This window comes from Arthrobacter sp. Cza30, from assembly GCF_059090765.1.
On record NZ_JBNHGA010000007.1, the window covers coordinates 140,688 to 153,909 of the forward strand.

The window sequence follows — 13,222 nt, forward strand, 5'->3', positions numbered from 1 at the left end:
CGGTGCGGCAGCCGAGTCCCCAGGAGATCCGCCGTCACCGGCTGCGGGCACAGCGGCTGTGGGACAGCCCCGGGGACGACGCCGCCGCCGCCTTGCGCTGGCTGCTAGCCTTCCAGTCCCAGGAATATGCCTATGCCCGCTGGTCGCTGGCCCAGCGCTGCGGCGGACCTGCACGGGACAACGCTGCGGAGGTGGATGCGGCGATCGTCGGCGGGCGCATCCTGCGCACGCATGTCCTGCGGCCCACCTGGCACTTTGTGGCCGCCGAGGACCTGCGCTGGCTGATGCTGCTCTCCGGCCCCCGCCTCAAGGCAGGGAACAAGGGCCGGGACCGGCAGCTGGGCCTGGATGAGGCAACGGTGGCGCGCAGCAACGACGTGCTGGCCGCGGCCGTCGCCGGAGGCCGGCACCTGACCCGGGACGAGCTCGCCGCCCGGCTCGCCCAAGCGGCGCTGCTCAAGGACGACGGCGCGAGGCTGAACGGAGCGACGCTGCGCGGGCAGCGGCTGGGGCATCTGGTGTTCCATGCCGAAATGGACCGGGTGCTGGTGAACGGGCCTCCGCGGACGGCCGCGTCCGGCGCCGTGCAGCAGACGTACGCGGCCTTCGACGAGCGGGTGCCGCCGCTGGGCGCGGACTTCGACCGCGACGCGGCGCTGGCCCAACTGACCGGGCGCTACTTCACCAGCCGCGGACCGGCGACCTTAAAGGACTGTTCCGACTGGTCCAAACTGCCCCAGGCGGACCTGAAGCGCGGCCTCGAATCCGGGGGCGGTGACGGACTGGAACGGTTCGAAACCGAGGGGCAACAGCTCTGGTACTCCCCCGCCGCCGGGACGATCGGCGGCGTCGCTGCGGCGGACGACGGACACCCGCGGGCTGACCTGATCCAGTGTTACGACGAATACGTCATGGGTTACACCAAGACCCGCGGCTACCTGGGCGGCAGTGCGCCGGCGGCGTTGGGCGGCGAGGTGCCGATCCACGTGCTGCTGCTGGACGGACGGATGGCCGGCAACTGGAGACACGTCCTCCGGCCCGGCTCCGCCGAGCTGCGGCTCAAACCGCAGCGGGTCTTCACCGAGCCTGAGCGGCAGGCCGTGGGCGTCGCGGTGGAGCGCTACGCGGCCTTCCTGCGGCGGCCGGTATCGCTCTACCTGGCCTGACCGCTCCGCTCTACCTGCTAGGGCGCAGCGGTGGGACTCCGCGCGGACGGCGCGCACCGGCGTCGTACTCGGGCCGCCGACACGCAGGCGGGAGGTCAGGCGGGCGCGAAGAACGCGTCGGTCAGGGCCTCGTGCAGCTGGTGGATATCGGTCAGGAAACCGTCGTGGCCCAGCGGCGTTTCGATGGTGTGGACCTTGACTGCCCCGGGCAACGCCTCGGCCAGCTGCCGCGACTGTTCCGGGAAGTACAGGCGATCGGAATCCACCGCGGCGACGAAGAACTGCGTGTCGGTGAGGCCGCCCAGCGACTGCTCCAGCGAGCCCCGGCCCCGGGCAACGTCGTGGCTGATGAGGGCCTCGGTGAGCAGGATGTAGCTGTTGGCGTCGAAGCGCGCGACGAGCTTGTCCGCCTGGTAATCTAGGTAGCTCTCCACGGCATAGCGGCCACGGGCGGACGGCGTGATGCCGCCGTACGGCTGCTCCTCCGCCTGCGGCTTGCGGCTGAACCTGTACTCCAGCTCCGGCTCCGAGCGGTAGTTGATGTGCGCGATGCGCCGGGCGATACCCAGACCCGCCTCGGGCGCGGGACCCCCGTAATAGTCGCCGCCGGCGAAGTGCGGGTCCAGCCGGATGGCCGCGACCTGCGCCTGCGCGAAGGCAATCTGCTCGGCGGTGCTCGCGGCGCCGCACGACAGGACGGCGCACCGGGCGGTGCGCTCCGGGAACGTCGCCGCCCATTCAAGCGCGCGGGCGCCGCCCATCGACCCGCCGAGCACCGTGTGCCAGCGCCGGATGCCCAGCGCGTCGGCCAGCCGTGCCTCGGCCCGGACCGAATCGCGGATCGTGACGAACGGGAAGCGTGACCCCCACGGCGTCCCGTCCGGCGCCGGCGACGAGGGACCGGTGGAACCGTAGCAGCCGCCAATCATGTTGGCGGCCACTACGAAATAGCGCTCCGTGTCGATCGTGGCACCGGGGCCCACGAGATCATCCCACCAGCCGTCCTCGTCGGAGTAGCCGCGTGCCACATGCGTACTGCCGGTCAGGGCGTGCTGAATCAGGACGGCGTTGGACGCGTCCGCATTCAAGGTGCCCCAGGTTTCAAAGCCGAGGACCACCTCGGGCAGATAGCCGCCGGCTTCCAACTCCAGCGCACCAACCGGCATCCGGCGCAGGATGCCGTCGGTCGCCTGTTCCACCAGTTCCTGCGGTTGCACTATCGTCACGCTGCGCTCTACCTGCTTGCCTAGTCGTCCGCGCCCTTGGCGGCGCGGAAACCGGCCTCCAGGTCGGCAATGATGTCGTTGACGTTCTCGATGCCCACCGACAGGCGGACCAGACCGTCGGTCACCCCGGCCGCGACCCGCTCCGCGGCCGAGAGCTGGGCATGGGTGGTCGACGCCGGGTGGATCACCAGCGAGCGCACATCGCCCAGGTTGGCCACGTGCGAGTGCAGTTCAAGGCCGTCCACAAAGCGCTTGCCGGCCTCGATGCCGCCCTTGATTTCGAACGCGACGATGGCGCCGGTCCCCTTCGGGCCGTACTTGCGGCCGCGCTCGTACCAGGGGCTGGAGGGCAGGCCGAGGTATGCGACGGAGGCAACGTCGTCGTGCTCTTCCAGGAATTCGGCCACCTTCTGCGCGTTGGCCACATGCCGCTCCACGCGCAGGCTCAGCGTCTCCAGCCCCTGGGCAATCAGGAACGCATTGAACGGCGAGATGGCGGACCCCAGGTCGCGCAGCAACTGCACCCGGGCCTTGAGGATGTAGGCCAGGTTGGCGCCCAAAGCGCCGTTGACGCCGAGGTCGCGGGCGAAGACCAGCCCGTTGTAGGTGTCGTCCGGCGTGTTAAACCCGGGGAACTTCTCCGGGTCGGCGGCGAAATCGAACGTTCCGGCATCAACGATCACGCCGCCGATCGCCGTCCCGTGGCCGCCGAGGTACTTGGTGGCCGAGTGGAGCACGATGTCGGCCCCCCACTCGATCGGGCGGATCAGGTACGGGGTAGACAAGGTGTTGTCCACGATCAGCGGCACGCCGTTTTCGTGGGCTATGGCGCTGACCGACTCCAGGTCCAGCACGTCCTGGCGCGGGTTGGAAACGACCTCGCCGAAGAACGCCTTGGTATTCGGCTTGACGGCATCGCGCCACTGCTGCAGGTTGTCCGGATCCTCGACGAAGGTGACCTCGATGCCGAACTTGGGCAGCGTGGTGCGCAGCAGGTTGTAGGTGCCGCCGTACAGGCTGGGGCTGGCCACGATATGGTCGCCGGCCTCGGCCAGGTTGAGGATAGAGAACGTCGACGCGGCCTGGCCCGAAGCAAGCAGCAGGGCGCCGACGCCGCCCTCCAGGTTGGCGATCCGGGTCTCGACCGCTTCCTGGGTGGGATTGCCGATCCTGGTGTAGATGGGCGCCAGTTCGGACAGGGCGAACCGGTCGGCCGCGCTCTGCGCGCTGGGGAACACGAACGAGGTGGTCTGGTAGATCGGCAGTGCGCGGGCGCCCGTGGCGGCGTCCGGCTCCTGCCCTGCGTGGATCTGACGGGTTTCAAAGGACCAATCGGCATTGGACATGGTGCAACTCCTTCACTGGAAGGGGCCATCCGGGATCCGGCCGTGCCGGCATGTCTGTCCCGGGTGTGACCCGCGCTTGCGCACCGCCTTGTGGCGGCTGCCTGGTCTTCACCCGGGGCACCCCACCGCGGTTGGAGGGTTGCCGGCCAGCAAACCGGGGTTTTGCGCTGGCACTCATGACCTGCCTCCAGTCTCCGCAGACAGGCCGGCGGCCGCAACAATATGACACCTTATGACTGGGCACCCAGCTCCGGGCGGTCTGTCCGACCGTCCGCACGTCAAGCTGCCGGGGCGTGTCGGGCACGGCGGAATTGCTGCCGGGAACGGCGCGCCTTGCACGAGCCGCAAGCTGAGTGACTTAGGTCACCCTAAGTCGAGAGCGGGTTCACAAAGTGCCAAGATAATGCCATGCGCTTCGACCATGTTTCTTATGCTGCTGAACCCGACGGTCTGGCTGCCACCTCAGAGCGGATCGCCCAAGCCCTGGGCATCGACGCCGTCAAGGGCGGGGTTCACCCTCGCTTCGGCACCCGCAATATGATCTTCCCCCTCACCGGCCACCATTACCTGGAGGTGGTGGAGGTGCTCGACCACCCCGCTTCCGACAAAGCCCCCTTTGGCCAGGCAGTGCGGGCGCGGTCGGAAGCCGGCGGCGGCTGGATGGGCTGGTGCGTGGCGGTCGACGACCTGACCCCGTTCGAAGAACGGCTGGGCCGCCACGCGGTTCCCGGCAACCGCAAGTTCCCGGATGGGCAGGAACTGAGCTGGCAGCAGATCGGGATCAAGGGCCTCATCGCCGACCCGCAGGTGCCCTACATGTTGCGCTGGGATGACGGCACCGAATCGCTGCACCCGTCCAACGCCCGCCCCGCCACGGTCAAGCTGATCGGCCTGACCATCGCCGGCTCTTCCGACCGGGTGGCGGACTGGCTGGGCACCCCGGTCGACGGCCTGCTGGACGACGTCAAGGTCGCATGGTCGGCGCCGAACGGTACGCCGGGCATCCTGTCCGTCCGCTTCGAAACCGCCAACGGGATCGTCGAACTGTAAGTCCTTGCGGCATCGCTCCGTTTCGGGCGTCCGCTCCACTTTATAGAAGGAGCAGACGCCCGAAACGGAGCTTTTGAGTGGTCAAGCCCTCCAGATCGTCCTGCAGTGCCAAGGTTTTCCATATGGCTCGTCCCACCGTGTCCGACCGGCACCAGGTCGCCGAGGCTGGTCCGCATGGACGTGAAACTGATCTATGTGAGGGACCTGGAGACAGCAGGTTCAGGACGCCGGGACGTCGCGCGACAAGCTGCGGAAGGGCGATTGGTCCGAGTGCGGCGCGGCGTGTATGCGGCCGCCGGGGAATACGCCCGGTTGCCCTGGTGGGAACAGCAGCGCCTGCACATAGAGGCCGCTGTCGGCAGCGGACGCACAGCAAGAGTCCTTATCCAACGCTCTGCGGCGGCGATGTGGGGGCTTCCGGTAATGGGCCGCTCTCTGGACGTGGACTTACTCGCTTACAACGGCACGCATGGTCGATCTCGTGGCGGAATCCGATGGCATCGCAGGGAGCTCTTGGAACCCCTTGTTAACCGCGCCCACTACCTGATGACTTCCCGGGCACAAACCGTTGTCGATTTGGCGGCGCACTGTTCCTTCGCTGAGGCGGTTCCGGCAATGGACCATGCGCTTCGCGTGGACCGCCACCTCGGCCTTCCCGCCCTGAGTGCCAGTCATATTCTTGATCTAGCCGATTCTCTGCAACCAGGAGTGTCCACCCGGGTGAAACGGGTTCTCGCCTTCGCCAATCCTGCCTCGCAGTCACCAGGCGAATCCTACTCCCGGGCTCTGATGTACCTGAACCACTTCCCAGAGCCGTTGCTGCAGTACCCTGTCTTCGATTCGCAGGGAGTCCGTGTTGGCATCGTCGACTTCTACTGGGAACAATTCCGTCTTGCCGGCGAATTTGATGGTGCAGGGAAATACTCCCGAAACGAGTACCTTCGGAGCCGTAGTCCCGCCGACGTAGTGGAGGCGGAAAAAAGGCGGGAGGACCGCATTTGGGCCACCGGGGCGGGAATGGTTCGCTGGATGTGGGACGCGCTTCAGCCCACCAGTACCAAGACTTCACCGGGCATCGTCCGGTCCCTTTCCATGGCGGGCCTTCCCCAGGATAGGTGGAACAACTCGTGGACGGGCATGTAGCGGTCAATTCTTCCACGCACCACTCCTGCTTGCGGGGCGAGCCGTTGTTCCGGTTTGGGCACTGGCTTCAGGAAATAGCCGGAGCACGCGCACCAGGCGGAGCAACAATGAATGTCCGGCAACTCCTTTGTGCCCGCTACCTGCCGATGCCGATGGCCGGCCCCAGCAGCGTGTAGCCGACGAAACCGGCAATATCCAGCAGCGCGTGCGCCACCACCAGCGGCATCACCCGCTTCACCTTGGTATAGGCGTAGCCGAAGACCAGGCCCATGAGGAAGTTCCCGATACCCGGCCCGATTCCCTGGTAGAGGTGGTAGGTCCCGCGCAGGGCGGCGCTGACGAAGATCGCGGACCAGATGCCCCAGCCGAACTTCGCGAAGCGGTTGAAGAGGTAGCCCACCATGACCACCTCTTCGAGGACTGCATGCCGCAGCGCGGACAGGACCAACACCGGAACCGTCCACCAGTATTCGTCCAGGGCCGCCGGGACAATGGCGGTGGTGATACCCAGGGCCCGGCCGGCGGCATAAACGCCCAGCGTGCCGACACCGATCACCAGCGCAAGCAGGAAGCCCAGGCCGAAGTCCAGCCGCGGCCGGGAGAACGTAAACCCGATCGCGCGGAAGGCCGACCGCCCGGGCGCGGTCATCAAAAACAGCACCAGGGCCACCGGCACCAGCGCAAAGACGATGCCGAGCATTTGGTACACGAAATCGAAGAGCTCCCGCTCGTTCAGCACCGGGTTCAGCGTGGTCGTTTGCGAGGCGAGCGGAGCGCGGGTCATTTTTTCCAGCAGGTTCACCACGGCGTAGACCGCCGACTGCCCGAGCGAGAGTCCGAGGACAATCAGTACCTCTGCCCGGTAGTACCTGACCGTGCGCCGCGTGCTCTCGGTGGCGACCTTCTGCTTGTCCATAACCTCCATCTTGCCAACAGAACCGCGGGAGTCATCGGCCGGGGGCGCTTCCGTTCCGTGCGCGGCTCCTCCCGTGGCCCGCGCCCGCGCCGGGGGCGACTGCCTGCTACAGGTCCAGCAGCAGGCGCCGGCCCTTGCATCGCGACACGCAGATCATCATGGTGTCCCCGGCCTCGCGCTCGTCGTCGGAGAGCAGCGAGTCACGGTGGTCGATCTCACCACCCAGGACGGGGGTTTCGCAGGTGCCGCAGATTCCCTCCCGGCAGGAATTCAACGGATGGATCCCGACCGCTTCGAGGGCCTGCAGAATCGATTCCCCGGGGCCCACCGGAACCTCGGTGCCGTCGGCCAATTCCACCGTGAAGGCCGAGTCCCCCGCCACCGCCGGCGCCAGGGCCGCCCCGGAGGCCGTGAAGCGCTCACAGTGGAAACGCCCGGGGTCGTCCCAACCGTCCGCGATCGATTGAATGACGGTGAGCAGCGGCCCGGGTCCGCAGGCGTAAACATGCGTTTCCGGCGGCAACTCGTCCAGGAGTCCGGCCAGCGGGTAGAAGCCGCTTTCGTCGTCGGCGTGGATATGGATGTCGCCGCCGAGCGCCTGGATCTCGTCGAGGAACGCCATCGAAGAACGGCTTCGCCCCAGATAAAGCAGGCGCCAGGGCACCCCGGCTTCGGCAGCTTCGCGGATCATCGGCAGAATCGGGGTGATGCCGATGCCGCCGGCGATGAACACATAGCCGGCGGCGGGAGCCAGAACGAAGTTGTTGCGCGGCCCCCGGATCTGGATCTTGGTACCGGGCCTGAGCATGTCGTGCACGTAGGCGGAGCCGCCGCGGCCCTCCGGCTCGCGCAGGATGCCAAGCCGCCAGGCGGAGCGGTCCGCCCGCCGGGAGCACAGCGAGTACTGGCGCAGGAGGCCGTTGGGCAGGAGCACGTCGACATGTGCCCCCGCGTCCCACTCCGGCAGCTCCTCGCCCAGCGGATGTTCCAGCTGCAGGGAGACCACGCAGTTGGACTCGCGGCTGATCGACCGGACTTCGACGTCGAAAAATTCTTCATTCATGGTGGCACTCACAGGGGTATCAGGCTGCAGCCGGCTCGGCGAGAACGGAGGCCAGGAAGGCCTTGGTGCGTTCGTTTTGCGGGTTGGTGATGACGTCCCGGGCGGGCCCCTCCTCCACGACGTGGCCGTCGTCCATGAAGACGACACGATCGGCGACGTCGCGGGCGAAATTCATTTCATGCGTCACCACCACCATCGTCATGCCGGACATCGCCAGGTCCTTCATCACCTTCAGGACCTCTCCCACCAATTCGGGATCCAGGGCGGAGGTGGGCTCGTCGAACAGCATCAGCTTCGGTTCCATGCACAGGGCACGGGCGATCGCCACCCGCTGCTGCTGGCCGCCGGAAAGCTGGCGCGGATACGCATCCGCCTTTTCGCTCAGGCCTACCTTTTCCAGCAGCGACTTGGCTCTGGCCACGGCCGTCGCCTTCCGCTCCTTCCGGACCAGACGCGGCGCCTCGATGAGGTTTTGCAGGACGGTCATGTGCGGAAACAGGTTGAACTGCTGGAACACCATGCCGACGTCGGAACGGCTGTGGCAGATATCGTTGTGGCTTTGCTCGTAGAGCCTGTTGCCCTTGAGGTCGTAGCCTACGATCTTCCCGTTGACCCACATCCTCCCGCCGTCGATGACTTCCAGGTGGTTGATGCATCGCAGAAAGGTGCTCTTCCCGGATCCGGAGGGGCCGATGAGGCACACCACCTCGCCCTGCTGGACCTGCAGGTCAATCCCCTTTAAGACAAGGTTGGAGCCGTAGTTCTTGCAGACCCCGTTCGCCTTGACCATCGGTTCGGCACCGTTCGTTGCCGTCATTTCTTGCCGCCTTTCAGGGAGAGTGCGTCATGGGTCGCGAAGAACCGCTTCAGCTGCTGGAACGGCGTCGGCGGTAGGTTTCGCTGGTTGCCGCGGGCGAACCGCCGCTCCAGGTAGTACTGGCCGATGGTGAGGACGGAGGTGATCAGCAGGTACCAGAGGCTGGCGACAATGAGCAGCGGGATGGTCTCGAACGTGCGTGCGTAGATGATCTGCGCCGAGTACAGCAGCTCCGGCACCGAGATCACGCTCACCAGGGCGGTGGTCTTGAGCATGCCGATGGTTTCGTTGCCGGTGGGCGGGATGATCACGCGCATCGCCTGCGGCAGCACGATGCGCCGCATCGTCTGCAGCTTGGTGATGCCCAGCGCGCCGGCGGCCTCGGTCTGGCCGTGGTCCACGGAGAGGATGCCGGCCCGGACAATCTCGGACATGTAGGCACCCTGATTCAGCCCGAGGCCGAGGATCGCCGCCGTCATCGGCGTGATGAACTGATTCGCATCGAGGTGGACCCCCGGGATGCCCAGGGTAATGACCGGGTAAAGCGCGGCCAGGTTGAACCAGAACAGCAGCTGCACCAGCACCGGGGTGCCGCGGAAGAAGTGCACGTAGGCAAAGGCAGCGCCGCGCACCACGGGATTAACCGACAGCCGCATGACGGCCAGGACCACCCCGAGCACGATGCCAATGACCATGCTGACGGCGGTGAGTCCCAGCGTGACGAGAATGCCCCGGCCGATGGAGATATCGCGCAGATACATCGCCACCACGTCCCAACCGAAGTTCGGGTTGGTGAAAACGGAGTGCAGCAGCAGTCCGCCGATCAGGAAGATCAGGGCTGCGGCCAGCCAGCGGCCGGGGTGCTTGGCCTTGACGATGGTGTAGTCATCGACCGGTGTGGCGACCGGCTCGCTTGGGGCAGTCACGGCAGTCATCAGCTGGTTCCCTCTTTCGCTACTTCGCCTCGAGCGCGTCGGCCGAGATCAGCACGGTCTTCGGGAAGTCCCACTTGGCGCCGATTTCCTCGTAGTAGCCATCGGCGATGATGCCCTTCACCGCCGCGGTCACGGCTTCCTTCATGCCGTTGTCCTTGGCCAGTGCAACACCGAAGGGCGCGGGATCGTAATCCTCGCCCTCGGCCAGTTCGAACTGTCCCTTGGCTTCTTTGCCCTGGAAGGCCAGCGGCATGCTGTCGGCGATCACCCCATCGACGCGGCCGGAGGTCAGCGCGAGGTTGGCGTCCGTCTGCCCGGGGAAGTTTTGGATCTTGATGGCTTCCTTGCCTGCGGCCGTGCATTCCTTGGAGAACTCCGGCAGGTACTCCATCGACTGGATGGACCCCTTCTGGCCGCCGATTTTCTTCCCGCACATGGTCATGGGGTCCATGGAGATGCCCAGCGGATTTCCGGGAGCAACGGCGATGCCCGTGCCGGTGTTGAGGTACTCCACAAAGTCGACGATCTTCTCTCGTTCCGGCGTCACCGAGAAGGCCGACATGGCCATGTCGTACTTCCCGGAGGCCAGGCCCGCCAGGATCGTGTCAAAGGTTGCCGGAACGTGCTCCACTTCCAGTCCCAAGGCCGCGCCGACGGCGTCGGAGAAGTCGACGTCGAAGCCGATCATCGTCTGGTTGTCGGTGTCGTAGTACTCGAAGGGAGCGTAGGTCGGGTCGGAGGCGACCTTCAGCTTCCCGGAGGCCAGGATCTCCTCCGGCAGCAGGTCCCGGGCTGCTTCGTTGACCTCCACGGACGCCGTTGCGGCGCCGGCAGCGGCCGGGGCGGCGGTGCCCCCGGAGCCGGCGGCCGAACCGGAGGCATTCGTGCAGGCGGCCAGGGACAGCGCGGCCAGCAGCACTGTGCCGGTGAGGAGATTGGCACGGACGGCACTGTGACGTGAATGACGCATGGACTTTCCTTTCATGGTCCGGACGGCGTTGTCCGGTTATGGATATCCGCACTGATCAGGAGTCGATCAATGCCTCGGTGCTTCAGTTTCAGGTGCAGGGCGCAGCACGCGGCTTGGTACAAAACCGTGGCCGCCGCAGGAGGGCCGGCGCGCCGTCCCGCCAATCCGCGGGCAGTGCGTTGTGTCGTGCATGCTGCAGGTGGTCAGGCCGCGGCCGTCAGGGGACCCACCGCAGCACCTTGGCCTTCCGCGGGGCGAGGGTGATGACCTGGACGGCGGACTCTCCCGCGGCGAGCGAGAGCCGGATGGTCTCCGCGTCCTCTCCTTCGACGATGAACACATCGCCGGCCCGCAGCCAGCGTTCCCACGGGCCGTCCTCGGCGGCGACCAGCGCCTCGCCGGCCAGTCCGGTCACCAGCAACTGCTCGCCGGGCCCGCGCTGCAGCGTGCCGGTGTAGTTGCCTGTGTAGCGCCGGCTGTCGGAGGCGATGTAATTCTCATCGGCTTCAAGTGCGACGGCGGGTTCGGGGCCGGATTCGTCCAGTTCCACCGTCCAGCGCCACGGATCGCCGCGCTCCGCGGAATCCGGGCAAGCCGCCAAGATCCTGGCTCCGGATTCCGCCGAGGTCTCCGCGCCGAGGGCGTTTGCCCTGATCAGCATCCACATGCCGTCACCTAGGCCGTCCTGGGAGCAACCGGCTCCCGGCGGGCAGCCGAACCCATCGCGGACGTGGCCTGCTGCTCCTTCTTGATCAGCGCGGCCAGGATGCGCCGGGCCTTCGCGACGCCGCCGTCCTGGGCGATCAGGACATCGAACTCGCCCTCGGGCCGGGTCTGCATCCCGATCTCCTGCGCCTCCAGCGCGGATGCGTCCTCGTCCAGCACGGTGGCCAAACCTACGCGGAGATCCTCTGTCGCCTGCTCGTTGTCGACGGCGAAGTTGCGGCTGAAGGCGTAGTAGTACCAGGAATTGTGCTGATCGATGGGCGTGATCCCGTTCAGGACCTTGATCAGGAAGCCCTCTTCGCGCGGCTTGCCCTCCCCGGTGATCCCGGAGTGCAGAACATGCAGGTTGGGCACGAAGAACTCGGTGCAGTGGAAGCGGTCGAACAGCCCGCGGGCGTCCATGGTTTCGGCATAGAGCGGCGGCGCTTCGACCGAGGGCATCAGGCGGTCGACGCTGACCACGTTGCCCTCAACCTCCACGGTGATGCCGTGTTCGTAGATGTAGTCATCGCCCACGGTGGTCTTGTGCAGGAAGGACTCGTGGGTCAGGTCCAGCAGGTTGTCGTGGATCAGGTCGGCCCGGCACTTGAAGTGGTAGGAATGGGTGACAGTGGCCCACTCGGGATCCACCATCCAGTGGGTATCCGGGACGTCGGCCGGGTCGGCCAGTTCCGGATCGCCGGTCCACACCCAGATCCATCCGTCCTGCTCCACCACGGGGTATTTGCGCACCTTCGCGCGCTCCGGGATCGAGGACTGGGCCGGCACCTTGGTGCACATGCCGTCCGGGCCGTAGGTGAAACCGTGGTAGCCGCACTCCACCGAATCACCGATCGTGCGGCCTTCCGAGAGCGGGAAGGCGCGGTGCGCGCAGCGGTCCGCAAGGGCAATGGCCTCGTTGTCCTGGGTCCGGAACAGGACGATCGGCTGCTCGCAGATGACCCGCCGCACCGGCTTGCGGGTGACCTCCGTTGACCACGCCGCCACGTACCAAGTGTTCAGCACATACATTTTAAGGTTCTCCTCCATCACGTGTGTATACACTGTATTCAGAGGTTCAATGTGACGTCAAGCACTTTCAGCTAAACGTTGGGAAGTTACGTGTTTCGCCGCTTTTTGCCTCGAAATCCATGTCCTGCCCGGCGGCAGGACTATAAAGTGCACTCAATGAAACCCAAAAGGAGGCCATCATGGCTGCGATACCGAATGACGTGAGGCCGCTGGCGGTCCGGGTCCACGAGCAGCTGAGCGCCGACATCATCAGCGGAACCATCGAGGCGGGTTCGGCCCTGGCCCAGGAGTCCGTGGCGGCGCAATACGGCGTCTCCCGCACCCCTGTCCGGGACGCGCTGACCCAGTTGACGCTGGAAGGGCTGACTACCCTCGTCCCGGGCAAGGGTTACATCGTCAACCAGCTCGACGAGCGCGAGATCGAGAACGTCTTCAAGGTGCGCTACGCCCTGGAATCACTCGCGGTCCGCGACGCCATCGGGTCCTACACGCCGCAGCAGCTCGTGCGGCTCAGCGGCCTCGTGGACGAGACGGAAATCGTCGACCCGCAGGACAGCGGCGAACTCTTCCGGTTGGGCAGGGCCTTCCACCTGGCCCTGATCGAGCCCTCGGACAACGACTACCTGCGCGGCGTGATCTCCTCCATCTGGAACCATCCCATCCAGCACCGGATCACGTTGACGTACCGGCAGGGACCGGAGCACCAGGCCAAGGTCATCCACGACCACCGCAGCATCCTCCAGGCGCTGAAGGACCATGACGCCGAACGTGCCGTCGAGGTCCTGGCCCACTGTCACGACGTCAAGGACCCCAACCGGTACGAGCACATCGGCTGAAAACCGCTCCCGGACTC

Annotated in this window: 13 protein-coding genes and 1 riboswitch; of the genes, 4 read left to right on the plus strand and 9 right to left on the minus strand. The window is 66.2% G+C overall.

Going from position 1 to position 13,222, the window contains the following annotated elements:
- The first annotated feature begins 2 nt into the window (after window positions 1-2).
- Window positions 3-1,166 carry a winged helix DNA-binding domain-containing protein gene (locus AC5RVZ_RS23500; RefSeq protein ID WP_494068055.1) on the plus strand — a complete coding sequence of 388 codons (1,164 nt, stop codon included), beginning with the start codon at window positions 3-5 and terminating at the stop codon, window positions 1,164-1,166.
- Between the two features lie 95 nt (window positions 1,167-1,261).
- Here the strand turns inward: AC5RVZ_RS23500 and metX are convergent, their stop codons facing one another.
- Window positions 1,262-2,332 carry a homoserine O-acetyltransferase MetX gene (gene metX, locus AC5RVZ_RS23505; protein WP_494068287.1) on the minus strand — a complete coding sequence of 357 codons (1,071 nt, stop codon included), beginning with the start codon at window positions 2,330-2,332 and terminating at the stop codon, window positions 1,262-1,264.
- Between the two features lie 80 nt (window positions 2,333-2,412).
- The gene (locus AC5RVZ_RS23510) at window positions 2,413-3,738 is read right to left on the minus strand and encodes a bifunctional o-acetylhomoserine/o-acetylserine sulfhydrylase (RefSeq protein ID WP_493977670.1); all 1,326 of its coding nucleotides are present in this window, start codon (window positions 3,736-3,738) and stop codon (window positions 2,413-2,415) included.
- A gap of 67 nt (window positions 3,739-3,805) precedes the next feature.
- A riboswitch (SAM riboswitch) is annotated at window positions 3,806-3,920 on the minus strand.
- Window positions 3,921-4,146: 226 nt separating this feature from the next.
- Between AC5RVZ_RS23510 and AC5RVZ_RS23515 the strand changes: the two genes are divergently transcribed.
- Together AC5RVZ_RS23515 and AC5RVZ_RS23520 are read left to right on the plus strand one after the other, a co-directional pair.
- Entirely contained in the window at window positions 4,147-4,788 is a 642-nt protein-coding gene (locus AC5RVZ_RS23515; protein ID WP_494068056.1) for a VOC family protein, read from the plus strand.
- A 174-nt stretch (window positions 4,789-4,962) separates the two neighbouring features.
- The gene (locus AC5RVZ_RS23520) at window positions 4,963-5,931 is read left to right on the plus strand and encodes a type IV toxin-antitoxin system AbiEi family antitoxin domain-containing protein (protein ID WP_494068057.1); all 969 of its coding nucleotides are present in this window, start codon (window positions 4,963-4,965) and stop codon (window positions 5,929-5,931) included.
- A 136-nt stretch (window positions 5,932-6,067) separates the two neighbouring features.
- Here the strand turns inward: AC5RVZ_RS23520 and AC5RVZ_RS23525 are convergent, their stop codons facing one another.
- The 7 genes from AC5RVZ_RS23525 to AC5RVZ_RS23555 form a co-directional block, all read right to left on the minus strand.
- Window positions 6,068-6,847 (minus strand): CPBP family intramembrane glutamic endopeptidase, encoded by a 780-nt coding sequence (locus AC5RVZ_RS23525; RefSeq protein WP_494068058.1) that lies wholly within the window; start codon window positions 6,845-6,847, stop codon window positions 6,068-6,070.
- A gap of 106 nt (window positions 6,848-6,953) precedes the next feature.
- Window positions 6,954-7,910: a PDR/VanB family oxidoreductase gene (locus AC5RVZ_RS23530; RefSeq protein WP_494068059.1), complete on the minus strand. Its 957-nt coding sequence runs from the start codon at window positions 7,908-7,910 to the stop codon at window positions 6,954-6,956.
- 19 nt (window positions 7,911-7,929) lie between these two features.
- Window positions 7,930-8,727, minus strand: coding sequence for an amino acid ABC transporter ATP-binding protein (locus AC5RVZ_RS23535; protein WP_494068060.1), 798 nt, complete (start codon window positions 8,725-8,727; stop codon window positions 7,930-7,932).
- The gene (locus AC5RVZ_RS23540; protein ID WP_494068061.1) at window positions 8,724-9,662 is read right to left on the minus strand and encodes an amino acid ABC transporter permease; all 939 of its coding nucleotides are present in this window, start codon (window positions 9,660-9,662) and stop codon (window positions 8,724-8,726) included. Before AC5RVZ_RS23540 ends, AC5RVZ_RS23535 begins: the two co-directional genes overlap by 4 nt.
- Before the next feature lie 19 nt (window positions 9,663-9,681).
- Window positions 9,682-10,632 (minus strand): ABC transporter substrate-binding protein, encoded by a 951-nt coding sequence (locus AC5RVZ_RS23545; RefSeq protein WP_494068062.1) that lies wholly within the window; start codon window positions 10,630-10,632, stop codon window positions 9,682-9,684.
- Between the two features lie 217 nt (window positions 10,633-10,849).
- Window positions 10,850-11,293, minus strand: coding sequence for a hypothetical protein (locus tag AC5RVZ_RS23550; protein ID WP_494068063.1), 444 nt, complete (start codon window positions 11,291-11,293; stop codon window positions 10,850-10,852).
- A gap of 14 nt (window positions 11,294-11,307) precedes the next feature.
- On the minus strand, window positions 11,308-12,387 hold the full coding sequence (locus tag AC5RVZ_RS23555; RefSeq protein WP_494068064.1) for an aromatic ring-hydroxylating dioxygenase subunit alpha: 1,080 nt from the start codon (window positions 12,385-12,387) through the stop codon (window positions 11,308-11,310).
- A 161-nt stretch (window positions 12,388-12,548) separates the two neighbouring features.
- On the opposite strand from AC5RVZ_RS23555, the gene AC5RVZ_RS23560 reads away from it, so the two are divergent.
- The gene (locus AC5RVZ_RS23560; RefSeq protein WP_494068065.1) at window positions 12,549-13,205 is read left to right on the plus strand and encodes a GntR family transcriptional regulator; all 657 of its coding nucleotides are present in this window, start codon (window positions 12,549-12,551) and stop codon (window positions 13,203-13,205) included.
- Window positions 13,206-13,222 lie beyond the last annotated feature (17 nt).

What these genes read in the sequence shown, in the direction of transcription:
- metX (WP_494068287.1), bottom strand. Translation starts at nt 2,332, where the DNA reads ATGCCGGTTGGTGCGCTGGAGTTGGAAGCCGGCGGCTATCTGCCCGAG.
- AC5RVZ_RS23510 (WP_493977670.1), bottom strand. Translation starts at nt 3,738, where the DNA reads ATGTCCAATGCCGATTGGTCCTTTGAAACCCGTCAGATCCACGCAGGG.
- AC5RVZ_RS23515 (WP_494068056.1), top strand. Translation starts at nt 4,147, where the DNA reads ATGCGCTTCGACCATGTTTCTTATGCTGCTGAACCCGACGGTCTGGCT.
- AC5RVZ_RS23520 (WP_494068057.1), top strand. Translation starts at nt 4,963, where the DNA reads ATGGACGTGAAACTGATCTATGTGAGGGACCTGGAGACAGCAGGTTCA.
- AC5RVZ_RS23525 (WP_494068058.1), bottom strand. Translation starts at nt 6,847, where the DNA reads ATGGACAAGCAGAAGGTCGCCACCGAGAGCACGCGGCGCACGGTCAGG.
- AC5RVZ_RS23530 (WP_494068059.1), bottom strand. Translation starts at nt 7,910, where the DNA reads ATGAATGAAGAATTTTTCGACGTCGAAGTCCGGTCGATCAGCCGCGAG.
- AC5RVZ_RS23535 (WP_494068060.1), bottom strand. Translation starts at nt 8,727, where the DNA reads ATGACGGCAACGAACGGTGCCGAACCGATGGTCAAGGCGAACGGGGTC.
- AC5RVZ_RS23540 (WP_494068061.1), bottom strand. Translation starts at nt 9,662, where the DNA reads ATGACTGCCGTGACTGCCCCAAGCGAGCCGGTCGCCACACCGGTCGAT.
- AC5RVZ_RS23545 (WP_494068062.1), bottom strand. Translation starts at nt 10,632, where the DNA reads ATGCGTCATTCACGTCACAGTGCCGTCCGTGCCAATCTCCTCACCGGC.
- AC5RVZ_RS23550 (WP_494068063.1), bottom strand. Translation starts at nt 11,293, where the DNA reads ATGCTGATCAGGGCAAACGCCCTCGGCGCGGAGACCTCGGCGGAATCC.
- AC5RVZ_RS23555 (WP_494068064.1), bottom strand. Translation starts at nt 12,387, where the DNA reads ATGGAGGAGAACCTTAAAATGTATGTGCTGAACACTTGGTACGTGGCG.
- AC5RVZ_RS23560 (WP_494068065.1), top strand. Translation starts at nt 12,549, where the DNA reads ATGGCTGCGATACCGAATGACGTGAGGCCGCTGGCGGTCCGGGTCCAC.